The organism is Halococcus dombrowskii (assembly GCF_022870485.1).
GTDB classification, from domain to species: Archaea; Halobacteriota; Halobacteria; order Halobacteriales; family Halococcaceae; genus Halococcus; species Halococcus morrhuae.
The window spans coordinates 110,579-136,169 of record NZ_CP095006.1; the positions used below are offsets into that span (position 1 = coordinate 110,579).

The 25,591-nt window shown below is 53.0% G+C and carries 14 protein-coding genes and 8 pseudogenes; 12 read left to right on the top strand and 10 right to left on the bottom strand.

Features of this window, described 5'->3' with window-relative positions:
- Positions 1–178: 178 nt before the first annotated feature.
- The 3 genes and pseudogenes from MUK72_RS14850 to MUK72_RS20445 form a co-directional block, all read left to right on the top strand.
- Positions 179–477, top strand: a pseudogene (locus MUK72_RS14850) (transposase); the annotation flags it as partial.
- Positions 478–622: 145 nt separating this feature from the next.
- The gene (locus tag MUK72_RS14855) at positions 623–1,387 is read left to right on the top strand and encodes an IclR family transcriptional regulator (RefSeq protein WP_244705873.1); all 765 of its coding nucleotides are present in this window, start codon (positions 623–625) and stop codon (positions 1,385–1,387) included.
- 363 nt (positions 1,388–1,750) lie between these two features.
- Positions 1,751–1,837 (top strand): annotated as a pseudogene (locus MUK72_RS20445) (IS6 family transposase); the annotation flags it as partial.
- Positions 1,838–2,671: 834 nt separating this feature from the next.
- On the opposite strand, the gene MUK72_RS14860 reads toward MUK72_RS20445, so the two are convergent.
- Complete coding sequence (locus MUK72_RS14860) at positions 2,672–3,976, bottom strand: IS4 family transposase (RefSeq protein ID WP_244705875.1); 1,305 nt, start codon at positions 3,974–3,976, stop codon at positions 2,672–2,674.
- Between the two features lie 59 nt (positions 3,977–4,035).
- Between MUK72_RS14860 and MUK72_RS14865 the strand changes: the two are divergent.
- Positions 4,036–4,215, top strand: a pseudogene (locus MUK72_RS14865) (ISH3 family transposase); the annotation flags it as partial.
- Between the two features lie 203 nt (positions 4,216–4,418).
- Here MUK72_RS14865 and MUK72_RS14870 read toward each other — a convergent pair.
- Positions 4,419–4,612: pseudogene (locus MUK72_RS14870) on the bottom strand (IS701 family transposase); the annotation flags it as partial.
- Between the two features lie 872 nt (positions 4,613–5,484).
- Here MUK72_RS14870 and rdfA point away from each other — a divergent pair.
- Complete coding sequence (gene rdfA, locus MUK72_RS14875; RefSeq protein WP_244705877.1) at positions 5,485–6,129, top strand: rod-determining factor RdfA; 645 nt, start codon at positions 5,485–5,487, stop codon at positions 6,127–6,129.
- A gap of 136 nt (positions 6,130–6,265) precedes the next feature.
- On the top strand, positions 6,266–8,242 hold the full coding sequence (locus MUK72_RS14880) for an archaea-specific SMC-related protein (protein WP_244705879.1): 1,977 nt from the start codon (positions 6,266–6,268) through the stop codon (positions 8,240–8,242).
- Positions 8,243–8,294: 52 nt separating this feature from the next.
- Here the strand turns inward: MUK72_RS14880 and MUK72_RS14885 are convergent, their stop codons facing one another.
- Positions 8,295–9,509 carry an IS701 family transposase gene (locus MUK72_RS14885; RefSeq protein WP_244705881.1) on the bottom strand — a complete coding sequence of 405 codons (1,215 nt, stop codon included), beginning with the start codon at positions 9,507–9,509 and terminating at the stop codon, positions 8,295–8,297.
- A gap of 252 nt (positions 9,510–9,761) precedes the next feature.
- Between MUK72_RS14885 and MUK72_RS14890 the strand changes: the two are divergent.
- Positions 9,762–10,262 (top strand): annotated as a pseudogene (locus MUK72_RS14890) (ISH6 family transposase); the annotation flags it as partial.
- Between the two features lie 29 nt (positions 10,263–10,291).
- On the opposite strand, the gene MUK72_RS14895 reads toward MUK72_RS14890, so the two are convergent.
- Positions 10,292–11,521: an aminomethyl transferase family protein gene (locus tag MUK72_RS14895; RefSeq protein ID WP_244705883.1), complete on the bottom strand. Its 1,230-nt coding sequence runs from the start codon at positions 11,519–11,521 to the stop codon at positions 10,292–10,294.
- A 221-nt stretch (positions 11,522–11,742) separates the two neighbouring features.
- Here MUK72_RS14895 and MUK72_RS14900 point away from each other — a divergent pair, with 221 nt between their 5' ends.
- The 3 genes from MUK72_RS14900 (at position 11,743) to MUK72_RS14910 (ending at position 14,613) form a co-directional block, all read left to right on the top strand.
- Positions 11,743–12,174: a helix-turn-helix domain-containing protein gene (locus MUK72_RS14900; RefSeq protein WP_425311092.1), complete on the top strand. Its 432-nt coding sequence runs from the start codon at positions 11,743–11,745 to the stop codon at positions 12,172–12,174.
- 12 nt (positions 12,175–12,186) lie between these two features.
- Positions 12,187–13,551, top strand: coding sequence for an IS701 family transposase (locus tag MUK72_RS14905; RefSeq protein ID WP_425311093.1), 1,365 nt, complete (start codon positions 12,187–12,189; stop codon positions 13,549–13,551).
- 528 nt (positions 13,552–14,079) lie between these two features.
- Positions 14,080–14,613: a transposase gene (locus MUK72_RS14910; protein ID WP_244706033.1), complete on the top strand. Its 534-nt coding sequence runs from the start codon at positions 14,080–14,082 to the stop codon at positions 14,611–14,613.
- Between the two features lie 553 nt (positions 14,614–15,166).
- Here MUK72_RS14910 and MUK72_RS14915 read toward each other — a convergent pair.
- From MUK72_RS14915 to tnpC (MUK72_RS14935), 4 genes and pseudogenes are all read right to left on the bottom strand, one after another.
- The gene (locus MUK72_RS14915) at positions 15,167–16,198 is read right to left on the bottom strand and encodes a threonine ammonia-lyase (RefSeq protein WP_244705887.1); all 1,032 of its coding nucleotides are present in this window, start codon (positions 16,196–16,198) and stop codon (positions 15,167–15,169) included.
- A gap of 125 nt (positions 16,199–16,323) precedes the next feature.
- Positions 16,324–16,946, bottom strand: a pseudogene (locus MUK72_RS14920) (transposase); the annotation flags it as partial.
- A 401-nt stretch (positions 16,947–17,347) separates the two neighbouring features.
- The gene (locus MUK72_RS14930) at positions 17,348–18,151 is read right to left on the bottom strand and encodes an IclR family transcriptional regulator (RefSeq protein ID WP_244705890.1); all 804 of its coding nucleotides are present in this window, start codon (positions 18,149–18,151) and stop codon (positions 17,348–17,350) included.
- Between the two features lie 368 nt (positions 18,152–18,519).
- Positions 18,520–19,947 (bottom strand): IS66 family transposase, encoded by a 1,428-nt coding sequence (tnpC, locus tag MUK72_RS14935; protein ID WP_244705892.1) that lies wholly within the window; start codon positions 19,945–19,947, stop codon positions 18,520–18,522.
- A 1,731-nt stretch (positions 19,948–21,678) separates the two neighbouring features.
- Between tnpC (MUK72_RS14935) and MUK72_RS14940 the strand changes: the two genes are divergently transcribed.
- Both MUK72_RS14940 and MUK72_RS14945 read left to right on the top strand, forming a co-directional pair.
- Positions 21,679–23,061 carry an APC family permease gene (locus MUK72_RS14940; RefSeq protein WP_244705894.1) on the top strand — a complete coding sequence of 461 codons (1,383 nt, stop codon included), beginning with the start codon at positions 21,679–21,681 and terminating at the stop codon, positions 23,059–23,061.
- 209 nt (positions 23,062–23,270) lie between these two features.
- Complete coding sequence (locus MUK72_RS14945; protein WP_244705896.1) at positions 23,271–23,882, top strand: cyclodeaminase/cyclohydrolase family protein; 612 nt, start codon at positions 23,271–23,273, stop codon at positions 23,880–23,882.
- 144 nt (positions 23,883–24,026) lie between these two features.
- Here MUK72_RS14945 and MUK72_RS14950 read toward each other — a convergent pair.
- A pseudogene (locus MUK72_RS14950) lies at positions 24,027–24,371 on the bottom strand (transposase); the annotation flags it as partial.
- Positions 24,372–24,385: 14 nt separating this feature from the next.
- Positions 24,386–25,583, bottom strand: a pseudogene (gene tnpC / locus MUK72_RS14955) (IS66 family transposase); the annotation flags it as partial.
- Positions 25,584–25,591 lie beyond the last annotated feature (8 nt).

Genomic DNA, 25,591 nt, shown 5'->3' on the forward strand with positions numbered 1-25,591 from the left:
TGGCAAACCGGTCCACCACGACATTCACCACAACAGTCCACCGGTTCAGAGGATTTGCTGAGATCTCAATTGGGAACTACCGAGTGTGGCTGCTTCTATGGGATAAAAAATCGACCGACGGTAGTGAATTCGCTGGTTCACCCGCTGACCAACATTCATTTCTTACGCAGACCACTCCCGCCAGCAGGAGTCGCTAACTGTCTATATCGATGATTTTCGGGCGTACGATCCACTTGAGGACGATACTGCGTTCGATCGTGAATTCGTGATCCACGGAGATGGCGAATACGTTGATGGGAAGTTCACGTCAATACCTGCGAGAGCCATGGGTCGCTGCTGCGCCCGTGGCACTCGCCCCATCGGGGTGTCTCAAAAGACACGCTCACTCAGTATCTTCGAGCGTTTCAGCTCCGCAGAGAGATATTCGACCAGCCTGGTCGAAAAACGCTCAAGCACGCTGTCCGAGCCACTCTCTGAGATCAACAATGTGCTACACATGAGCGACCCGGCTAAGGTTAGCAGATTTCCCCATCGAGTCAGCACCATAGAATCACATATTTGTTGAATGAGAGACGTTCGGTATTGCGAAACAAATTTACGAATGGGCCTTATAGGCTACCATGTGCAACCAAAAGCAAAAAATCCAGTGAAATCAGACATGATGTTATTTGATATCCTTGAGGCATTAGAATCTGCTAAAGAGGCAAGATTGACAGAAATTGCTGACCAGGTGAGAACTACAAAAAGTACCGTACACAACCATCTGAACACACTCCGGGAAAGAGGGTATGTAGTAAAACAGGGACAGAAATATTCTTTGAGTTATAGGTTTCTAAAGATGGGGGAGCAGAGCAGATATCGAACTCCATTGTACGAATTTGCACGCCCTGTCGCGGATGAACTTTCTCACGAAGAAAATCTACTTGTTAATATTTGTGTTGAAGAAAACGGGAAATCAGTTCATTTGTACCGCACGAAAGAAAATAGTGAGCTACGGTTTTCCACGCAAGCAGGTGAAGCAACATACATGCATTGCGTCAGTGTTGGAAAAGCAATATTATCACAACTCCCTCGAGAAAGAGTCAATAATATTGTCTCCCATTACGGACTTCCATCTCGAACAAAAAACACAATCACTAACAAAAACGCTCTCCGCGAAGAGTTAGATAGTGTTGAAGATGCAGGGGTAGCGTTTGATAACGAAGAGTATGCGGAGGGATTATGTTGTGTAGCGTCACCCATAGCCGGAACCGATGGTTCAATTCTGGGCGGTATTAGTATCACTGGCCCAGCAACCGATTTAACGGGCGAATATTACCGAAAAGATTTACCAAGTAAAGTACAACGAGCTGCCAATATAATCGAACTAAATTTAAACAAGTATTGAACTTGCAAGAATTTCGTCATACAAAACGCGAATCCACACATTTCTGACTTTTGGCGAAAAGAGCGGTAGGAGTGATCTTGTAGGCGGTATAATGGAAGTCAGTCACATGTTGTTCATTTCGACCAAAACCATAACAGATACAAAAGCCCAAAATCGTTCTAGTGAACAGTAATTCACCGATCCACGGACTGCTAGATGAGATTGAACTGAGCGGAGTTCTTCGAGGTGGTTGGGACGATGCTCAAAGAATTCCAAGTGAAGGCCACGAATTCCCCGGACGTACCGTTTTTGGACGCGGATCGGACGAGCACGCCAGCCTGGCTGAGATCAGACTAGCATGCGCTGCTCATGCCACTGCAGCGTCGCTGGCTGACTGCCTACACCGCCTACTACAACCATGATCGGAGCCACCAAGCACTGGAAAATCAAACGCCAATCGAAGCACTCGAACTGGGGGTTCAATCTAGTAGTGCCCGATCCATCAATTTCCCAACCCTGCTAGATGATTGTGTCTTGGATTCGTAGGATCAATCATCTACTAAATAATCAATGTACAAAGCTGAGTTAGCCATTATGGCAGTGGAATAACCCGGTTTGTTTCGTATCATGAAACAACCTTGCGTTTCAACCTCAGATTAAGAGGCGCTGACTCTATGAAATCCTGCTCAAGTCCCTCAAGCGTGAAGTACGAAAAGAAGTGTAAAGGTTGCCAACTAGACCGCGCTTGAAGCGCGGGGCACTGACTGACCTCACATACGAAGGAACCGAAGAATTGGGTGTAAATCGGCTAACGTGAGTGATCAGCGCAACTTCTGAATATTCGTCAGGAAACTTTCGCTCCAGTTAACAGCAAAGCTCACGCGGTGGTTCAACCGAAGAAACGTCTTGGTGAGGAATTCTCTGAAGTGATCTTCGTTCTCGTAGATCTCTGGCGGGATCTCTCGCTTGAGACTCTTCCAAAGTGGTTCGATCGCGTTCAGTGTCGGCGAATACGGTGAGATAAGACGAACTCGATGCCGAGTTCGTCAGCCCGTTCCCGCGTGAGAGCGAAGTCAATCGGCGTTGTATGAGCGTTGGAGAGAGTTCGGGTATCACAACCTCTCTACCATTCGTATTCGCTTAAGATGAGAAACTGCCACATAGTCCGGCATTCACCTCCTCATAGCGCGTCATAGAATACTTCACGTACCTCGCCAGGAGCCCGAGAAACGATATCTGAGAAACAGCCAGTATTGTCGCAATCCAGAGCCAGCGGTAACGGGCCTCTCGACCGATACGTGAAAGTCATGCCAACCGTTCTATGACACTCTGCTCCTCAAGCAAGATGAGTCGTGATGGCGATGGCTGCTTGGCTTCGTGATACAGAATCTCGCCGAGGTTTGGTCGACGATACCCGTAGCCAGCGGCGATCTCCCGAAGGATTAGCTGGGCGAGCGACCGGAAGGTCGCCGCCCAGCGTTCTGGTGGGAATACGCACTCGTCGCCTTGCTCCTCGGCGTACTCGACGAACTCTCGAAGGATGGCTCTGCTGACCACCAGTGTCAGTAGAGCTGCCACTACCTGAATCTTCACGATGTGAGTCTTCTCGGTTTTGAACTCACCCAACGAGTACCGAGACTTCAGCTCCCTGAACAGCAACTCTACCACCCACCGTGCTCGGTACAGCGTGGAGATTTCGTCGGGGCTGAACTCATCATGCGGTAGATTCGTGATGTACAGCCGATAGCCGTCGTCGGCGTCCTCGTCGCGGACGCCGACGACTCGCAACCGCTTGGTGTCCCACGACTTCACCCCGTTGTACACTCGTCGCTGGAAGGAAACCTCGACTTCAACGTCGATGTGTTCCCGGTACAGGTCTCCAACTACGTCGTAGATTCGCTCGCCCTCAAGCGGAATGGCCCGGCCGGGCCATTCCTGCAACTCTTCGGTCACTACCGGGTTCGAACTCGCCTTGAGACGGCTCACGAAGAAGCCGTCGTTTTCGTCGATTAGCGCGAACCGACGGAACTTGAAGAAGCCACGATCCAGCAAGAACAGCCGCCCAGACAGCCACGAACCCGTCTCGAACAACGTGCTCTCGTGGGTGGTTTCGTCGGTGATCTCGTCGGAGATCACCGACTGCTCGGTCACATTGTGGACGAGATAGAGCGTCAGCCCTGACTCGTTTTCATGAGTAGCTTTGAACTCTGAGAGAAATCGGCACAATCGCACGATTGTCGCGTCAACAGCGATGACATCGCGGAATTGCTCAAACACAGGAGTGAGAGTGTGAGGGACAGCGACCTCTTCGACGGCGTGGTCGAGGAGGTCGCGGAGGAGTGTGGCCAGCTCTTCGGTAAATCGGTCGTAGAAACTTGAGGGATAGATCGAGTGGTCGGTTGCAGCTTCGTAGGCACGGCGATAGCCAGCGATAGAGCGGGCTTCGCCGCCGACGGCGAAGCCCACGACGAGCGTCCAAACGGGCATCCTGACGTCGATTTTCCGGTCTCGGATGACGACCTCGCGCTCGCGCGCGAGGTCTTCGACCATCTGTGAGGGAAACAGCGAAGTCAGGAGAGAACGGATCGCTTCTGAGGAGAGGTCGTCCATTTCACCCTCTCCTCATCGCTACCGCCACAGGTAGCCGTCGGCTTGCGATTCACCTCCTTAACCGAATACGAATGCTCCACTGGGAGTACGTGGCGTCGCCGCGCCGAGGCGCGCGACGCCTCTGGCCGTGACGATTCGACGAGTTTCTCGGAATGATACAGAGAGCAGCGGAGACGGCGCTCGCTGTGCGTCGCGCCGTCCCCGCGAACAAGCCACCGGACGACCGCTTCGAGCGGTAATTCACCAATCGGGACCGCCTGCTCGGCGAGTGGTAACACCGTCGCGTCGGCGGCATTCTGCCGCCGACTGCGACAAGTTTGATGCTCTTGAAGTCAATCTGCTTTCCTCAGCAGTTGCTCGGCACCGGTTTCTCCACCGAACTCACGTCCCAGAAGCAAGTCAGTCGACGAGCTTTGTGAGGTACTGAGACTTGGTAGGGTCATTTGGTGAGGAACTTGTTGAGGGCGCGTTTGCTTCTGGCCGGAAGAACTTCGCGTGCGATGCCCGCCACGGTCTTGTTGCTGCAGCAACAAGACCTGTGGCGTAGGTTTTGGCGTGATGACGTTGCTCCGGTGACAGCGATTCGAACTCGTCGAACACGTGCGTGCACGACAGAAAGTTCGTGATCGGCATCATCCGTCTTCGTCGTTACCTACGTCACGCACGCACTTCAACGTGCAAAGCCGAGACGATAAGTTCATCACGACAGCGCCGTCTGCGTGTTTCGCTCCTTAACCGAACACAGATGGATTGGGGACGTTCAAGATCGGTGCGCCAACCGCCTGCATACCGACGAATCGCTCCTCGTTTGTTGAACGCGTATCCCCCTCCCGGGTCGTCTCGAATTTGGCCTTGAAGCCGTCCTAGTCGGTGATCGTCTGGTCCGTTCGCGCGTCGAGATCCATCCATTCTCGTATCGAAGCCACCGTCGACGAGAGATGGACGAGATATGACATTCCAACTACAGTGGCATGGAAGGCGACGATCGCACCGATGTGTGAGTCTGTCTGGATCCTAGCATTGGCCTTGATCTAGTTGATACTCCTTGCCTGTTCGGCGACTATCAACTTGGCGCGTTCGTCCACGGCGCCACGGGATCATCCATCTCCGATCTCGCGATCCCGTAGATGTTCTACCATTCCCTGGTGACGTTACCGAGTTCAAGAAACCCAAGGATGAGGTAGTAGATCTCGTCCTTGTGCACGACGTAGCCATCCTCCGCAACGTCTGGAGGTGGTTGTGGACGGTTCTCGTTGAACGGTTTGTCCCCCGGCCAGCGTGGTAATACTTCTACCGGCGTGATCGCGCAGTAGTTCGACGATGGCGAATGACGTTTCGGTAGCGCCTATCCGCTTTTTCGCTTATTTCTCAAGCGCAACCAAAGAAGCATTTCTTGCCATGACGCGTCTTTCCGGCTTCACGCTACTACTCTTGATATCAGTCCTTGTGGCGTGGCTCTGCAGCCAAGCAAAACATCCAAATAGACGGCCTTCATAGATGAAAGAGAAATGACTCAATCAACCGGTGCGTCGCGCGACATGGATCAACCACCCTCGTGTAAGATCGACCGAGCGGCTGCTGCATACGATCTCTCCGACGAAGCCGAACGGTTAGAGAAGTACTGGACACGCGATGACGAACGGTACAGCCTCAGAGAGCTTGCCGTTCATTTCAACTATCTACTTCTCCGCGCAGCCATGAAACGCGCGGGACTGAACCCGCTCGATGGGGAAGTCGACAACACGTATCGTTTGCTGACTGACGAGGACGTAAGTCAGGGTATGCGCACGCAAGCGCGCAACCGTCTCGAAAAACAGGGTATCGATGTCGACCAACTTCACTTGGATTTCGTCTCGTATGGGACCGTCCGCCGTCATCTCAAGAACTGTCTCGGCGTTGAGCGAGAATCTACCGGGACAGACAACAACCCTGCTGAAACCGGTGCCCAGCGTATCGCTGCCTTACAGAATCGCACGGTTGCCGTTACCGAAAACACGCTCTCACAGCTTGCTTCTGCTGATGAACTCGCTGCTGGCGATATCGATGTGTTTGTCGATATCACCGTCTCCTGTACTCAGTGTGGGATGCACGCTACTATCCAGGAATTCATCGAGAGTGATGGGTGCGATTGTGAGAATCCTACTCTAGAGTAACACACATAGTGATGTTACACACATCTCCGCTTCTATATAACACACATAGTGGTGTTACAGATGCCTGCAGTCATTGTGAAGACACTCTTTCGACGACAACAACTTAGTAAGTCGCGCTATGAGTGATGGCTGAGAAATGAGCCAACCACAGACTTCGGAACGACTTGCCGAGATTCATGCCGAGAACATCGGTGGGATTGACGACACCACTGTGTCGCTCTCATCAGGTGTGACCGCTCTGACCGGCCGTAACGCGACGAATCGTACGTCGCTCCTGCGAGCACTCATGGGAGCGCTTGGTAGCGATCGTGTTTCGTTAAAGGGTGACGCTGACAAGGGCCGAATCGAACTTACCCTCGGCGGAGAGGATGACAGTATCTATACGCGCACACTCGCGCGTGAGGACGGTACGGTCGTGATGGGTGGCGAGCCATATCTGGAGGATTCGGAAGGTGCTGACTTGTTCGCGTTTCTTCTTGAAAACAACGAAGCACGTCAGGCCGTCGCCCGCGGCGAGGATCTTCGCGAAGTCATCATGCGGCCCGTCGACACTGACGCGATCCAAGCCGAAATCCGCCAGCTTGAAACCCAAAAACGTGATCTCGACGAGCAACTCGACCGGCTAGAGTCGCTCGACGATCAGCTTCCCGACCTCGAACGACAGCGCACACAACTCGAAGACCAGATCGAGGACAAACGCACTGAACTCGACGAGAAAGAGGCAGCTATTGAAGACGCAGATAGCACTGTCGACGATACCCGCGAGCAAAAAGCCGAGTTCGAAGACGCGCTCGACGATCTGCAAGAGGCGCGCTCGGACCTTGATGACATCCGCTATCGTCTCGATACCGAACGAGAGAGCATCCAAGCACTCGAAGACGAACGTGAGGGGATCCGTACAGAACTACAGGAAATGTCCGAGACGCCGGCGGGTGATCTCTCGGATATCGACGCGGAGATCGATCACCTCCGCGAGCACAAACAATCGCTCGAATCGACCATCAGCCAACTCCAGCGTGTCCTCCAGTTCAACGAGGAGATGCTTGAGGGAGACAGCCCCGAACTCCAGCAAGCTCTGCAGAACACCACTGATAGCGGGAGTGCGGACGAGGGAGCACTCACCGACCAACTGCTTGCCGACGAGGGCGAAACCACGGTCTGTTGGACCTGTGGAAGTGAAGTCGAACGCGAAACGATTGACGAGACCCTTGAGAGTCTCCGCTCGCTGCGGGAGGAAAAATCCCACGAGCGTAACGACCTCCGGTCCGAACTCGACGAGCTGACGACCAAACGCAGTGAACTCCAGGCCGATCGCGATCGCCGCGAGCGTCTCGACCGGAAACTCGACGAGATTGATCGCGAAATCGACGATCGCGAGAGTACCGTCGCAGAGTTGACCGACGAGCAGCAGGAGCTTGAAGACGAAATCAACGATCTCGAAGCCGATGTCGAAGCCTTGGAAGCAGAAGAGCACAGCGAGCTCCTCGATCTGCACAAAGAGGCCAACCAGCTCGAATTCGAGCTCGGCCGACTCAAAAATGATCTTGAAGACGTCACCGACGAAATCGAGACGGTTGAGGCAGACCTCGACGAGCGCGAGAACTTGGAAAAAGAGCGTACCACCTTCCAAGAGGAGTTAGCGGATCTGCGAACACGCATCGAACAACTCGAAGCACAGGCTGTCGAGGAATTCAACGAGCACATGCAGACCATCCTCGAGATCCTCGCCTACGAGAACATCGAACGTATCTGGATCGAGCGTGCCGAACGCACGGTTCGTGAAGGCCGACGGAAGGTCCAGCGAGGCGTCTTCGATCTTCACATCGTGCGGAACACAGATGAAGATGCCACCTACGAGGATACCATCGAGCATCTCTCTGAAAGCGAGCGTGAGGTCACTGGGTTGGTTTTCGCGCTCGCGGGCTATCTGGTCCATAACCTCTACGAGACGCTTCCGTTCATTGTGGTGGACTCGCTCGAAGCACTCGATTCCGACCGGATCGCCGCGCTGGTCGAATATTTCGAGGAGTATGCTGAATATCTCGTCGTCGCGCTGCTACCCGAGGATGCAGTTGCACTTGATGGACAACATCATCGCCTCAACGAGATATAGGCTCGAGATCACGTACCCCTCAGCCATCCACCGCTTTCTCGGCTCTGCACGTTCATAAACTCCCCTCAGAATGGAGGAAGAGGTGGTCGATCTCCTCCATCAGTCCGTCGAGATCGTGGTCTGGCTGGTCACGCACCCACGAAAACATGTTGTAGATCGTCTCTTTGAGGCCGTGTTCGAGCTGCGCTCGGAGCGACGAGGCTTTCGAGACGAGTCGCTCCGAGACGCTCGATTCGGGACCAAGGCGAAGGAGGCTGTAGGTCAGCATCTGAAGGTGCCAGTGGCGACTGGCACCGTCAGAATCACGCACCTCGCAGCCTCCAAGGCCGAGATCCTGCTTCGAGTCCTCGAAGAACGTCTCGATTCGCCACCTGTACGAATAGCTCCGAATGAGATGGCCAGAGGGAGCGTCGATCTTGTTCGTTGCGAGATACTTGACCGGGTTGTTTTCGTCCTCGTCAGTGACTTTCTCGGCGATTACCAGCCGTATCTCACCTAACTTCGAGATCGGGAGCGTCTTCGTCCAGATCTTGTACGTTTCCTCGTTGATTTCTCGCTCTACTTTGTCGATGCGCTCTTCCAGCGCATCGACGCGCATCTCCTCGTTATCGAAGGTCACCTGCCGGTTGCTCCGTAGTGGTCCGATCCAGTCCTTGCCGTAGGATTCGACGTGCTTGATCAGGTCCGAGTCGTGGGCGAACCACGAGTCGAAGAGGTAGGTGTCCGCAGGTACACCTACCTCTTCTTCCAGTTCTGTGACTATCTCTCGGGAGAGATCGTACTTCGTCTCCTCGTTGTCCTGGTCTTCGTCGTCAGCTTTCTGGTACTGGCGAAATGCGAGTGGATAGGAGGTTTTGTCGTCAGTGTAGAATGCGTAGACGAGGTCCTGTCCCCAGACGGGTTCTCCTTCGGTGTGATCGTAGAACTCTCCAGCACCGGGAAGTTTCTTCCCGGTTCGCTGGAACACCGAGTCGTCGATGACGATGTAGCCGTCCTGTGACCAGCGCGTCTCGCCGTGTTTTTGCAACTCCTCTAATCGCTCGTGGTTGAGTTGATCTTCGTTCCAGTCGTACTCAGTGAGGAATTTGTTGAGTGCTCGGTCGCCTTGAGCTGGAAGGACTTCACGTGCGATCCCGGTCACGGTCTTGCTGCGGGCCGCAGCAAGACCTGTTACGTACGTTTTGGCGTGATGAATCTGGTGATACGACAGCGAGTCGAACTCGTCCAGTGGATCGGTGCAGGACAGGAAGTCCGTAATCGGAAGCATCGGCCGTCACTGCCGTCTACATCGCGTTCCTACTTAAACGTGCAGAGCCGAGTCAGTCACTAAACGATCGGTTCTTCCGATAGCTGCGCCGCCCAATCAGGGTATGGTCGTGAATGGCGACACTGTCGCGTCGGCGGCGATTTGCCGCCGACAGCGACTCACCAGTCCAAAACTCACCGGCGCTATCGTTCCGATGTCCGTTTGGGAATCAGTCATACGGATTCAACACCTGTCGGACGACGTCGGGACTGTATCATATGGTTAACTGAACGTGCATTCGAACTAAGCATTGACGACAAAATCATACCGCTCGCCGTACTTGCCAATCTCATCATCGACCAGAACATCCAATCGGCATTTTCGAAGAATTGGTCGAAAGCCGCGATACGGGATCGGCTTCGACGGACAGGATCGCTATCAACAGGATATCACGGCTAAGAGTGTTGATTCAGCTATCACTTTCCGCTATTGGATGCAGCCGATCACGTCACCGGCATCGAAACGAAGCCGTCACCGATCACCATCAACCGCTGTGCCAAAGAATACGGTAGCAAGCTCAAGCAGTTCCGTCCAGACTATGTTGCGAGAACAGACACTGACGCTATCATCACCGACGGAACAAAGTGTCACAGTCGAGATGAGATCGTGCGTACCACTCCGTCCAAGCAACGCTTGGCAAAAATAGCTGGAGATCTACGATCCATGTTGAATCTACCAGTCAACGGTGACTGGAACGAGATAGTATCCAAACTTTAGAGGACTTTGTGACACGACCAAATCAGTTATCCAAGCAATTTCTCACGGTCAGGATCAAATCGTGGTTCTTCGCGGACCGACGCAGCGTAGCGTTCATCGTTGACAGCGACTTCAATCGAGGTTCCAGAATCCGTATATTCTATTGGGAGATAGCCGTAGAGAATGCTCTCATCAACCGAATATCCGAAGTCACTGCGGACGGGCTCACCTAGTTCAGCATCATCATCGACAAACATCGCGTCGAAGCCAGGAATGGTCCGCGAATCATCGAGTGTGACAGGGACGAGCTGTTGGTTGACGCCCTCCTTTTTGATTGTTTTGAGCGCCTCTTTGCCAACGAAATCAGTGTTCATATCAACAGTAAACGCTAGGTTTGCCTCGTAAGGATTGTAGTCAGGAGATATATCTGCTCCCCAGAAGCGGAATCCTTTTTCTAGACCCATTGAGTTGAGTGCAGCAGTCCCCATAGGAATGCCCTCATATTCTTCAATGGTTTCTGCAAGTGTATCCCACAGTTGCCCGCCGTAACCCATTGGAGTCCACAGTTCCCAGCCAAGTTCGCCAACGTAGGAGAGTCGCAGCGCTGCTACCGGCACTTCGTCGACCACTAGTTCTTGTGCTGTGTAGTACGGGAAAGCACTATTTGAGAGGTCTGCATTGGTGACTGACTCAAGGACATTGCGAGCGTTTGGTCCCCATACGCCAATACCACAGAATTCCTCACCACGGTTGACGACGTTAATACCGTCGGGTGCAAATTCACGGATCCAAGATGTATGCTGGCGCCCGGTCCCAACTCCGAGCGTGATAACACGGAATCGATCATCGCTCATTCGGACAACGGTGAGGTCAGCCTGAATGCCACCGTCCTCGTTTAGCATCGTTGTGTAGCGCATCTGACCGACATCGATTGCCATGTCGTTGGCGAACCGTTCTTGCATGAATGACTCTGCTGAGGACCCTTGCACCTCAATAGGTGTGAATGGAGTCAAATCGTATAGACCTACATGCTCACGAACATGCTTATGCTCAACTGCCTGCCGCATTGAGAGGTCAGCGCCTGTCGCACCGTCATAGGATTCCTTGAGGTGCTCATTTTCACCATACCAGTTCGGAGAGTGCCAATCACCAAGATTGACAAAATCCCCGTTCAATTGCCGCTGTTGCTCATAGAATGGACTCCGACGAAGAGGTTCAACGACTGTGTGCATCTGTTGATCGAGTTGGTTGCCAGTGTAGTTAGTGTCGTCTGACATGTGTTCAGTCATCCAACTACAACATCGATCAGTAGGACCAAAAGAATTTCCCATATTAATAGAATATTTCTAATATCAAAAAACGAATTTGAAGAGTGTCGAAGACAGTGGATCAGTTGTCACTCAGTGGACCATCCAGTAAATCCGTACCCAGATAGAACTGCAACGTTATCTCCTCTCAGCCCCTCTATATGGGTGTTCTCTGTGGAGAAATGTATATCATGTCGCCCGGACCTTACCCCGTCACAATCACCCTGACCGCTCAAGATCGTCTCGATCTTGAAGCAGTCATATGCAAAGCAACCAGCCCACAACGGGATGTGTTCCGTGCGCGGATTGTTCTCCTCGCAGCTGCGGGAGCCACTAATACTGAAATCGCGGAGGAACTCGCCTACACGAGGAAAACCGTCCGCAAGTGGCGCGGACGCTTTGCTGAGGCTGGCCGGGCCGAGCTCGTGGACGCGCCCCGGTCCGGCCGACCGCCCATCTACGATGATACTGTCCGTGCGCACATCACCGCTCTCGCGTGTGAACTCCCGGTCAAACACGATCTTCCCCTCTCCCCTCGGCTTGGAAACTCTTTCCTACGCTCGCTGACCGATCAGCGAGCAGCCAGTAGTGAGATCGAACGGCGGTTCCGGGTGCGATCCTAATGTTTTCGTCCTGTGCTCGGCGTTACTCGTCTCCCGCCGTGGTTCGAACAAGCACTCTCAGCGTTTGAGCCAGCTTTCTCCGACAGCCGCAACGCTGATTCGCTCAAATACCTCGTGAGCGCGCTGATTCTCGCCGAAACGCAGTGGACTGTTAGCGGACTCTCCCAAGGGATTTCGCGTCCCGACGGGAACGCGAAATCCCGCAGAGCCTACGACTACTTCTTCGAGGGAGCTGATTGGTCGGCCACCGATCTTGCCCAACTCCACGCTGAGTACGTCTTTGACCAGCTCCAGGTCGGTGCCGGTGACGACGTGCTCCTCCACATCGACGATACGTTCGCCGGCAAAACCGGCGACGCCACCGATGGCGTCGCCCGGTTGTACAATCCAGTCGAAGGAGAGACGGAGCTTGGCAACAAGCTCGTCACTTCCTGCCTTCAGGTTGGCGACGTCTATGTTCCTTACCTTGCGCGGATGTACGTTCCAGAGGATCTCGCGCCGGATTTCGACGAGCCGTTCAAGAAAAAGACCGAGATCGCTGTCGAGGAGATCGCCACGCCGCTCCAGCTGCCGGCTGGAGCGGCTCTCACCGTCGTTTTCGACTCCGCGTACTATGGCGACGAGAGAGTTGCTACGATCCAAAATCAGGGCCATAATGTCGTCTGTCGGCTGAAATCCGACAAACACGTCTCACCACAGAGTGTCGTCTGGACCCAACGCGTCGACGCCCTCGCGTCGACGCTGGAGTACGAATCGACGTCGATCACAGTTCGTGGGAAGGAGAAAACCTACGATGTCGCGAGCGAGATCGTCGAAATCGAAGACGTTGGACCGGTGAAGATCATCGCGAGCAAGACCGAGGACACGACTCGGCACTACTTGAGTACGGATCTCGGCCGATCAGCGGCCGAGATCCTCGAACTCGTCGAACACAGGTGGAACATCGAGACGGTCCACGAGGAATCGAACGCGAAGTTCGGCTTCAAGCAGTACCAGCTGGAAGGAAAACAGGCAATAGAGCGCTACCTCCAGTTGGTGTTTCTGGCATGGACGCTGGTAACATTCGCTGAACAGGCGAACGTGGCGTTTTGGGACGAACGAGGCGGACTGAGTGTCCGCCTCGATCACGCCAAGGAAGCGTATCTCGTGGAAACGATGCTCGAAATCATCGAAGAGGTCGCTCCGCTCGCGGGAGCGACGGAGCGACGGGAGCAACTGCATGAACTGGTGCGTGAGTTCTCGTGGTCCTCTTTCGCAAATTCTTTTATTACAGTTGATAACGGATATATTCCATCAAGTGGATTATGTAGTTTCTATGCTGATTTGATTCGGAGAGTCACTTCGATAAAACGAATACAGCATCTCTGGCCAGATTAGACCCAGTTCGCTGATTCAGACGATCTTGCCAAGCCGAGCTCTCCCGATTGAGCATCACCGATATTCATATGGTCGCTGTTTCTGAGATCGATCTCTGTCCCTCACCATCAACGATCGCCGCCTGGCTCAAGCACGCGGCGATCAAACCGTGGACGTGGATCTTGTGGAATAATGATCCAGGCACGCTCTGCAAGTTCGTCCAGAGATTTATGATTAGAAGGCCGTTACTGCTGGTTCACAGAAATCACGAAATCGGTGAATCGAGGTTTATATGACGCCGATCAAAACAGTCATATTCAGGTATGTAATGAGGCAATTCAGCCATTACTGATTCGCCCGGGCGAGATTACGGTAAACATTACAGTAAACACTTAACTGGATTAGATCGCTGTACACCCGGTGTACGGCTTTCTTAGATCGTTATTTCTCTTCCGTGAATCTACTTTCAAAGCTTCTCTCACCCATTACACCACGAGATCCGGAGTTTGCCCAGAAAGCTGTGCCTGTCCTCGATCTGTACAACGGAACGTGGACGGCGAAAATCTAACTGACGGAGACGTAGTCATCTGTGCTGACGAAAAGACAGCGATCAAAGCCCGGTCCCGGCACCGCAGTCCGCCGGAACCGGGCACACCGTTGCACGTCAAGCATGAATACGATCGCCACGGTGGCTGTACGTATCAAGCGACTCTCATCGTCGGTACAGGAGAAGTCTATGGACAGTGTGTGACACGGAATACCCGAGCGAATTTCGAGCGACTCGTCGAAGACGTGATGAACCACCCGCTCTGCTCGATGGCAGATCGGGTGTTCTGGATCCTCGACAACGGGACTGCACATCACCCAAACACGTTCACTGGCTGGCTGAAAAAGCAGTATGACAACGTCGAAGGAGTGCATCTGCCGAAGGGAGCCTCGTGGCTGAATCAGATTGAACTCTACTTCTCAGTACTAACTCGGAAAACGTTGACTGGTGGGAGCTTCGAGTCGATCGTGGAATTGATGCACCAGATCGCGGGATTCGAAGTGCTCTGGAACGCGGTTCCAGAGCCGTTCGAGTAGACCTACACGACAAGTGATTTGGAGCGGTTGCTTGCGAAGCTGCCAGCAATAGCGTAAAGCTCGCTGGAAGCGTCTGAGTAGTATGGCCCCGATTCCAGAGCCAGTTCGCCGGACGCTCACCGATCGCCTTGAGACCCACGCGCGCACCGCGTGGGTGAGCGGTGCGCGCGTGTAGACGTTCGCTTCCGCGGCGACTATGCCTACATCGACGCCTTCGAGAGGAATCCATGGATTCGGCCTGATGCATCCGAAGAAGAGCAAGAACAGATCCAACAGACACCGACGAAACTCTGCCGTCTAACGTGAATGGGCAATCTTGACTCATGAAAATTCGCCTTCTACAAATACAGTGACGAGCGGTACGGGCCGTCGATTTCCCTCGACGGCTCGTTCGGTGGATCTCCAGAAGCCTGCTTCGACACCGCTGCGCAAGTCTATCTCCGGTAGCGGTGGTCACACGGGGCCTGCTACTGGGTACGGATTTACTGGATGGTCCACTCAGAAGCACAAAGCTGCATCTGTTGATGATCGATTCGAATCAATGAACTGTCGCTCACAAGTTGTCCGTTTGAAAAACCTGCCTAACCTTCGGCAATGGAAGATTTCGTCCGGTAACTGGAATAGCGATTGTTTCGCCAACAAGATCATCTTGAAGCTGATCCATGATGCTAATTGGGGGCGCACAGGCCCCTTCGATCAAGATCCGTTCCTCAGCGAATAGTGCTGCAACCGTCTCAATGATCTCTGATTCACTGCTTGTAAACATTGCATCTAACTGCTCTCGCATGATTTCTAGTGGTACGGTGAACGGGACACGTGCGCCGATTCCTTCGGCAAACGTGTCAGCATTTTCTTGAGGAGTAAGATCGCCAGTCTGCCACGCTTGATACACTGCATCGGCATCGGTGGCCTGCACTCCAATCATGCGTGCATCTGTGACTGTTCCGACAGACAACGAATATCCGGCACCCACGCTTCCGGCCCCCACTGGACACAGAACAGTATCGACCTCAGGAAGTGCTTCGGCGATTTCTAATCCACCTGTTCCAGCACCTGCGATGACGAGGCGCTCGTTACCGGGATGAGCGTATCGGTAACCCTGTTCGGCTGCCTGCTGTTCGGCCCACTCACGTGATTCGTCGTAATCGGTTCCCAATATCTCTACACGTGCGCCCAGTTGTTCGATACTATCGATCTGATTCTGGCCTGTACCCTCGGGAACTACGATGATTGCAGGGATGTCGAACCGTCGGGCCGCGTGGGCGATAGCTCGTCCATAATTACCGGTACTCGCGGTGATGACGCCACGTTCGTGGAATTTCTCGTCTATATTGGCGATGAGATTCGTTGCCCCACGAATTTTGAACGATCCGGTCGGCAGCGTATCCTCACGTTTCAGGTAGACCTCAGCATTGTACTTGGTAGAAAGCCGCTCACTCCGAACAAGGGGTGTCTGCGGGATGAATTCACGAATTGTCTTCCGTGCCCGGTACACGTCGGCAGTTGTCGGTGGTGTCAAATCATGATATTCGAAAACGGTCGATGCATCCGGAGACTCAACGGGTTGGTATTCTGGCGACGACATTGAATCCGATTGAGAGGCCAAGCATTGTGAAGCTACCTTTCATATCGTGTCAATCTAATGAGATGGTAAACTAGCGAGTACAAATCTGAAGCTACACTCAGCTCCGTGTTGAAGGCTTGAGCCACTCATTTGTTTAGGGTGAGGCGTGATCTCTCTGGTTGGCGTGCCTCACGACGCACCAGTTCAGGAAGATTTGGCGGTGGATGGCCCAGAGCAACGCCAAGATTACCAAGCACTAGCTGAGCGACGACCTTTCAGTCGGTCGCCCAGCGTTCTACTGGATACTCTACGTCAGGATCCAGCTTCTGAAACACCGCCAGCAAGGCTCCGCTGACCAGTAGCGTCAGTAGAGCCGCCACTACAAGCAACTCTGCAATCGCTTTATTGCCAGTCTCGAACTTCCCCAGGCCGTACCGTGACTTCAACTCGCGGAACAGCAATTCGACCTTCCACCGCAGGCTGTACAGCGCCGCTACTTGCTCCGGCGTGAACCCATCCGGGAGGTTCATCACGTAGAGGTGGTAGTCGTCGGTTCCTTCGTTGCGGACACCGACGACGCGGAACTTTGCTGTGTCACTCGATTGCTGCTCACCGTACGGTCGTCGCTTGAACCCGAATCGACCAGTTACGTCGATATGCTTCCGCTTGAGGTCTGAGAGATGATCCTGGAGATACGTTCCTTTCAAGCAAATAGCGCGTCGCGCCATTTCCGTCGCTCACCCACGATCAGCGGATTCGCATTCATCTTCGTCAGTAAAGGCCGGCTCCGGCCGAGGTCTCTTCAGCGAGACCCCGGCCTTGTTCATGAATCGACAGACGTGACGGGAAGAGAAAGCAACATCAAGCATCTCAATGAGGGAGTGTTGAGCGAGAATGCTACTTTACGGGAACACAGCGATAATCTAGAACGCATGCCTTTGCACCAGGGTTCAACGGCCATACGCCAACAAAAGGAGGATTAGTCAGAGCATATAAAAATCCATCAATATTGGATCTTTTCGAGTGCAAATAATCAGAGGCTAACAACAGTAATCTTGTTATTTTACTGGATTTCACTGAATGACCCTCAGTGAGAATTCTATATATTATTTAATTATCTAGAGTTAATTTTGTTCTAGTTCTTGCATATAATTGGATCTTCTGAAATCTCTATTCAAAATGCTCTTCTCGATATGCTTCTTCAATTCTTGTTTCAAGCGATAATGTAACATCTTTTAGTATTTTTGGTATTTCATCATCAATTCGATCATTCTGGAATCGATACGTCGGCCCAAAGACGGCAATGGCGCCAAGAACGCTGCCATCTGGATTTTTAACTCTGCGACCAACTTCTCGGAGTCCTTCCATATATTCTCCATCAGTAAACGCTATTCCGCTTTGTCTAACTGTTTCTAAATTTTCAAGCAATGAAGATCTATCAGTGATTGTATTTTCAGTTTGTTCTTTTAATCCCCATTGATCCAATATTTCATCAATATATTTTTCCGAATATTCAGCCAGTATCGCTTTTCCGGTTGCAATTGTATGAAGATCATAATAAATACCAGTGGTTGTGGCAGGTGATGACAGATGTGAATCTTTTAGAACAAATTGACTATCTGGATGGAATGATTCATGCACGAGGATACCACGTCCGTTGTTTTCAACGACGAACTCTACTTCTTCGTCGATACGGTTAGAAAGATCAGTGACTGCTTCTTCGGCAAGAACGTAAGCATGCTTTCTCGATCGTGCGTACTCGCCGTGATTAAGAAATCGTAAACCAATGTGGTAAACCTCTCCATTTTTTGTTAAATATCCATGAGTGTCAAGAGTACGAAGATGGATATGTATCGTACTTCTTGCCATGTCTAATTCGGTGGTCAATTCATCTAATGTTGCACCGTCTAGTCGCTGTATTGTATTTACTAGCGATAGAGAACGGATAGTCGTTCTGGCAATTTGTTCATCCATACACAGTTATCTTAGTGTTCTATTAAAAAAGTTCGGGCTTATTGGACTAGTATATAGATAGTCATCATACAACAATGATGGAATAAACAACCCCTACACTACGCTCGTGTGACCATGTCCATTTATGGAACCACATTCTCTGAAAATTGTCAAAAAATCATTCTATGGCTGAAGAAAGTCCATCAAAATTGGATTGGTTTTGTTCATTAGTAATGCGATCAGTACCAGTGTCAGTACCTCACAAAGTGGGTTAGTGAACGGGCTGCTTGGTCTCGGTTGATGCGACCGGATCAAGCAGCCAACGAACTCACAGAAGAGCAGGTGCTTAACTTTCTCGTCAACATCCTCGATAAGGAGATCGTACGTGTTTACTCCGAGGACGCAACAGCGGGTACAGCCTGAGATCGTGAAATCAGCTCATTGTCCCGGGCGACTCGCTTGAACTCTTCGTAGGGATTGCGTCCCTGCTGGCGCCAGGTCGCCAGCAGGGACAGCAGTGTCTCATGCACGAACATACCGCGGTCGTTCCGAAGTGTTCCAATGATCTTCCGGAGAACCACCGGCTCACGAAGCGCACTTTCAGCGGCGTTGTTCGTCGGAGAGACCGCTGGCTCACCGATGAAGGTGAGCCAGTGGTCGAGGCCTCCTTCGATCTTTCCGAGTAGTGTTGCCACTGGTCCGTCGGGAACTGACCGCTCTATCAGCGATTCAAGCTCTCTCCGCGCCACACGCTGGAGATCTGCTCGCTCACGGACTGTCAAGTCGCTCTCCAGCCGGGTCTGGAGAGCGACGTACAACTGTTTGAGGGCACGGTAGATCGGTTCGCCTTCTGCCTGCTTCTCGGCGGCATCTTCAGCTTCCCGTAGAATATGCGCCCAACACCGCTGGAGGTTGCTGCTGAAGGCAGGATATGCCGTCCACCCATCACAGACGACCGTTCCCGCGAAGTCCTCGCCGAGGACTTCTGCGGGAACATCACTTCCTCTACTCTCCCTGACCGCGTACAGCGTGTGGTTCTCAGTGGTGAACGTCCAGATCCATGCCTGTTCCCCGTCTCGTTTGATTCCAGTCTCGTCAACGTGGACAACGTCGGCTTGCTGTATCTGGTAGCGGATCTGCTCGTACTCACAGCGACCGGCGCGCGCAGCGCGCTCGGTCGCGTGCCACGCGGACGCGCCTGAGAGTTCCAGCCCGTGCAGTTGCTCGAAGCGGTCGCCGATCTTCCGGTAGGGAAGGCGGTGATCGTACCGAGAAAGTGCTGACTGAGCGATGACGTTCACCCCGAACTGCCCTTCATCGGGACAGTCGGGGTGTGAGGCGACAGTCTCTGTCCCACAGGAGTGACACTCGTAGTGGTGGCGGTTGTACTGGGTGACCTCTGGCGGCTGTGGGTCTGGGAGTTCCTCGACGAGTCGGGGGCTGACGCCCGCCGACTCGTCAAATTGTTCGCCACACTCAGGACAACAGTCACACGTGACCTCGATTTCTTGGTCAGGATCAGGAGCATCGCGCCATTCTGGCTCGTGTCCGGCTTTTCGACCAGGCGTGCCGCCGTCGGTACGCGGCTGTTCGTCGTCCTCGTCCCCATCGGACGAGGACGACTCTTCATCGCCTGGTTGTTCCTTGCTTGGCGGAGTATGCGGTCCCTCGTACCACCGGAGTTTGGCCCTGAGATGCTTGTTCTCCTTCCGGAGCTCTTCGAGCTCCTCAACCTGTTCCCGAAGCTGCTGGTTCTCTTCTTCAAGCGCAGCAAGGCGGTCGAGTATCTCCTCTTTGGTTGGCTCTGACGGAGTCATAACCAGACGAGACGGGATGGTCTCCGGATCGGAGACCATCCCTCGAAGATGAACTCGTTCGCCTGTTGCATCGACCTACTACACTACTCGTACGGGTCCTAGGAGAGACTACCGAAATCGCTCGGGGCTAAACACGTACAGGAGATCGATATCGACCTTGGTGAGAATGCTGATATCGATTCTGAGGACATCTGGGACGTCCTCGTCGGCGTGGAGTGATCTGCGTAAGTTATGACTACCTACTCAGGCTTGGCACTGCTGTCGCTTCATTCCAGTGCTATCTAGCGGTTTAATAGAGACTTGACTTCGCACGTTATCTCGTTAGAGCCCGTATAGAGCGTGTGAAACGTGGATGCTGCCGATAACGTCGTTCCTATCATGTACTGAACCGATCGACCAGTTCGAGTGTTTCTCGACGCGACAGAAACACCACGCCAAGACATACGTGACCGGTCTTGTTGCAGTAATGGGTGAGAGAAGATCTGAAAGTGAATTCGCAGAAGAGAAATAAAACCCTCAGAGAGCCGTGCACATAGTGTACGCCGATCTAAGTCAGTCTAGTGTTTACCGTATCTTTTACCGTAATTGTTCGGGATCATGTTATCGGTGGCTGAATTCAGCTTGTACATACCTGAATACGCCGGTTCTGATCGTGAGCATATAAATCTCTATTCACTGGTATCGTGTTCGCTGTGAATTAGCAGTAACGGGCTTCTAACCCCGTGATTGTGATCTGGTTTTCAGGGCAGACCTGGGTCATTAGCACTGGCACCTGCTGATGCTGGCCTACAGTCTCCTCAAGTTCGGTGCTGCACACAGCGCCCTTAGAACGATTCTCGGACACGCGAGTTCACTTCGCAACGACATCAAGCGTTCCTTCCGCGAAAGCGTTCAAAACCTTCTCTCTTGGGCACTCAACAGTCCCGACCGCAGCACCGACGAGCTAATGCACCAGATTGAGGGAATGTTCGTCTAACGTGCGAAGTCAAGTAGAGATTCTCCCACTTGTTCTGGTAGGGTTCAATTCTTTCGCAGACCACGCACTGCCGACGAGAATTCAGTTAGTCATCTCTGCGAGATTTCAGAGAAATCGTCCCACACCAACACGATCCTCCACCATCTTCCGGACGAAGTTCGAGCTCGCAGAACCCGAACAAGTCAGAAAGACACTCATCTAGCAGGATATCCTCGAACTGCTTCCGGATCGGTCGGTGGAGGTCCTTGGCGGTTAATAGGAGATGTCGTTCTCAGTCATTGGCTCAATATGTGAGGAGTGACCAGTTTCATGTGTATGCGTTTCAGCCTGTGATTCTGCACCGATCCGTGAGGGGTGAAAACCGTATTCACCACACTTCTCACAAATGATCTTGTACATGGGTTATTTGCTCCGCAGTCCGGAATTGTTATGTATGATCATTAAAGTTTCGGCTGTATTAGAAATGATCCCCACCGAACACAGATGCATTCCGAATAGATATACGTACCATATCTTTAATATTTTAGTAGTTTTATAAACTATATATTTAACGTTAAGATCAGCGCTGTTCAGTCGATAGTTGTCAAAGAAAATTGTTAGGATTTCAAACTGTATCTTTGTCAACGTGCCAACCTACCGTTAAACGATCTAGAGACGCCATCGACTCCATGTCATCCGGCAATTGTACCATCACGATTTCATCATGGATAACTGATTCGGTACACCTATCTGTTTGACGGTCACTTCATCTATTCATGCCAGCGCGGACCGACGGCGGTGCGACCACAGAATTCTCCCGGACAATCGGGTTACAAGATCTTCTCCTGATGAGTATCGGCGGGATGATTGGGCCTGCGGTGTTTTATTATCCAGCGGTTACGAGCCGACAGGCTGGGCCGGCAGCGGTGCTCGCGTGGCTCGCTGCCGGCGTTGGGATGACTGCAATCGCGTTGTGTTATACTGAACTTGCGACAGCGTTTCCCAGGGAAGGCGGCCCAGCGGTATTTCCGGCTGAAACCCTTGGAAAGAGACCGATTGTAGGACGGTTTTTTGCTTACATTGAGGGTGTGTGTTACGTTATCGGCTGGACGTTCGGGATTTCAATTTCCGCGTGGTTTGTCACCACTTATTTCGGTCAGCTACCCGGGTTAGGAGGGATTGCGGGCCATACAGTGGTGCTCCCGGTTGTTGCAGTGGCAGCGAGCTTCGTGGTCACGCTGTTTGGGATTAACCTCACGAAACGGACGACGCTCGTCCTGACAGCGTTCATTCTCGCAGTGTTGGTATTCCTCGTCGCGGCTGGTCTTGGTGACCTCAAAAGCGCGAGTGGTGGATTTACACCGTTTTTCACCGGTAGTGCAAGCGAATTTTTCGGAATGATGGGTGTTACGCTCTCGGCATACGGTGCATGGACGGTGATCCCCGCGAGCGCCGAGGAGATAAAGCGGCCAGCATGGACAATTCCCCGTGCGATTCTTGGATCGTTGCTTGCTGTTACGCTTCTCTATACCGTGATGATGATCGTCTTCATCGCTGTGATTCCAACAGCGTCAATCACAGCAGATTCGACAGTCCTGTTCGCCCCACTTTCTGTACTCGCAGTGAACGTGGGAATCGGTACGATCGGACAGTATCTTGTGCCGCTTGCAGCGCTCGTAGCAATCTTTACTACAATGCTGATCGGGATCTCTTCCAGTGCACGGGTGCTGGTAGCAATGGGCCGACAGGGACTGCTTCCGAAAGCATTCACAACAGTGAGCACCCGCAGCGGCACCCCAGTTGTCTCGGTCGCCATTGTCGCGGTGGCCGCGCTCGGACTCGTTCTCGTTCGCGGTCTCTACGATCAGATTGTGCTTGCGTCGCTCGTCGGAACAGTACTACCCTATGCAATCAACGTGCTCTCGTTGATCGGACTACGACGATATCGGACGGATGTGACCCCGACGTTCGAGGCACCAGGCGGGATGGCACTACCGGCGATCGCACTCATCTTCCTTGGCTTGATGGTTATTGGTCTTGGCGTCGAACAACCATTCACAGCTGTGCTTGTCCTCTGTGGGGTGATTTTTACATTTATAATTTTAGAAATAATAACCGATTCGAGTTCACCGAGGACGGTTGTAGAATCAGATGATTGAATTCAGGACCCACCAGAGCCACCAGCGTATACTGTCCGCATGGAAGACACTGACGGTGGCGCAAGATCACGATAGAGGACACTGATGGTATGAAAGCCTGCTAAGTCCCCAGAGCATGGAACAAGAATGGGGTAGCAAAGGCTGACAACTAGACAGCGCAAACTACTGGTCGGAACAGATATTTGACCCTCTCCATCGATAGGTCAGATGTGACCTTCGCTAACCAGACAATCAATGAATTCCTCGGAAATGTTGCAGCAAGCGCCGTAACACCAAGCGGCGGTGCAGTCGCTGCCATCGGTGGTGCTTCCGGAGCGGCACTCTGTGAAATGGTGTGTATTCACACAATAGAAAAGGATGGGTATACCGACGCTCAAACTGAGCTAACCGGCATCCGTGACGAACTTGGAAATCACCGGAACCGTTTGTTGGAACTCGCAGATGAAGATTCAATGGCCGTTGACGAATTGCAGACCGCGTTCGAAACATCGAACAATGGGGATCGTACCGACCTAATTCAAGAGAAATCACGCCAGGCTGCCGAGGTACCTCTCGAAATAGCCGAAACCTGTCTTGATATCCTCAAACACGCAAGAGTGGTGACGGCAAACGGAAATAGGAATGCTCTTGCTGATGCTGGAACCGGTGCATTTCTTGCTCATTCAGCCCATCAAGCGTCGATATTTACTGTACAGAGCAATCTAGCGTTAATAGAGGATACAACCATCGTTACGGAAATTGAGGAGCGTCTGACCGAAGTCGATGGAGATGCTGCCAAAGCGCTAAAACAAGTGAAAATGAATGTTGAGGAAACCGTATGACTACCGGTCTATCCTATTGCTTGTTTCGCTACGCGTAGTGCCTTCTCAACGAAGTCGAGGAGGACGATTGCCATATCCAACTCCTCGACTTCATTGCCTCAAACCAGTACCGAACAATCTCGACGCCGTGTGTCGTTTTCAATAGAGCATCGTTTTCAGCGACTGGAAGGAGTAATCAGCACGATTACGGTAGTGGTAGCTGGTCTGATCGCGCTGGAAGCCACTGACGTCGATGGCTGCCTCGCCACTCCAGCCAGCCTGCTCTGCCGAAGCGCGGAGCAGGCGGCGTAGCTCGCTCATCTGGAACTGCTGCTCCCAACGGCAGAACGAACTGTAGTGCGGTACTCGTTCGAGGCCGAATTCGTCGAGGATAACGGTTGAATCGTTGAATCACGCTTCGGTCTCACGGAGACTCTTGTCGAGTTCGACACGCATCAGAATCAGAGCGATCTGGACCCACTCGGCGTACCCGCTGTCACCGTGAGTGATCTGCGAGTACGTGTTTACCCCGAGGACGCAACAGCGGGTACAGCCTGAGCTCGTGAAATCATCTTGTTGTTTTGGGCGATTCGCTTGAACTCTTCGTAGGGATTGCGTCCCTGCTGGCGGCAGGTCGCCAGCAGGGACAGCAGCGTCTCATGCACGAACATACCGCGATCGTTCCGAAGTGTTCCGATGAGCTTCCGGAGAACTACCGGTTCACGAAGCGCGTTTTCAGCGGCATTGTTCGTTGGGGAGACCGCTGGCTCACCGACGAAGGTGAGCCAGTGGTCGAGACCTCCTTCGATCTTCCCGAGCAGTGTTGCCACTGGTCCGTTGGGTACTGACCGCCCAATCAGCGATTCAAGCTCTCTTCGTGCCACACGCTGAAGTTCTGCCCGTTCACGGACTGTCAAGTCGCTCTCCAGCCGAGTCTGGAGAGCGACGTACAGCTGTTTGAGGGCACGGTAGATTGGTTCGCCTTCCGCCTGCTTCTCGGCGGCGTCTTCAGCCTCCCGTAGAATATGTGCCCAACACCGCTGGAGATTGCTGCTGAAGGCCGGATACGCCGTCCACCCATCACAGACGACCGTTCCCGCGAAGTCATCGCCGAGGACTTCTGCGGGAACATCACTTCCTCGACTCTCCCTGACTGCGTACAGCGTGTAGTCTTCGCTGGTGAACGTCCAGATCCATGCCTGTTCCCCGTCTCGTTTGATTCCAGTCTCGTCAACGTGGACAACGTCGGCTTGCTGTATCTGGTAGCGGATCTGCTCGTACTCACAGCGACCGGCGCGCGCAGCGCGCTCGGTCGCGTGCCACGCGGACGCGCCTGAGAGTTCCAGCCCGTGCAGTTGCTCGAAGCGGTCGCCGATCTTCCGGTAGGGAAGGCGGTGATCGTACCGAGAAAGTGCTGACTGAGCGATGACGTTCACCCCGAACTGCCCTTCATCGGGGCAGTCGGGGTGTGAGGCGACAGTTTCTGTCCCACAGGAGTGACACTCGTAGTGGTGGCGGTTGTACTGGGTGACCTGGCGGCTGTGGGTCTGGGAGTTCCTCGACGAGTCGGGGGCTGACGCCCGCCGACTCGTCAAATTGTTCGCCACACTCAGGACAACAGTCACACGTGACCTCAATTTCTTGGTCAGGATCAGGAGCATCGCGCCATTCTGGCTCGTGTCCGGCTTTTCGACCAGGCGTGCCGCCGTCAGTACGCGGCTGTTCGTCGT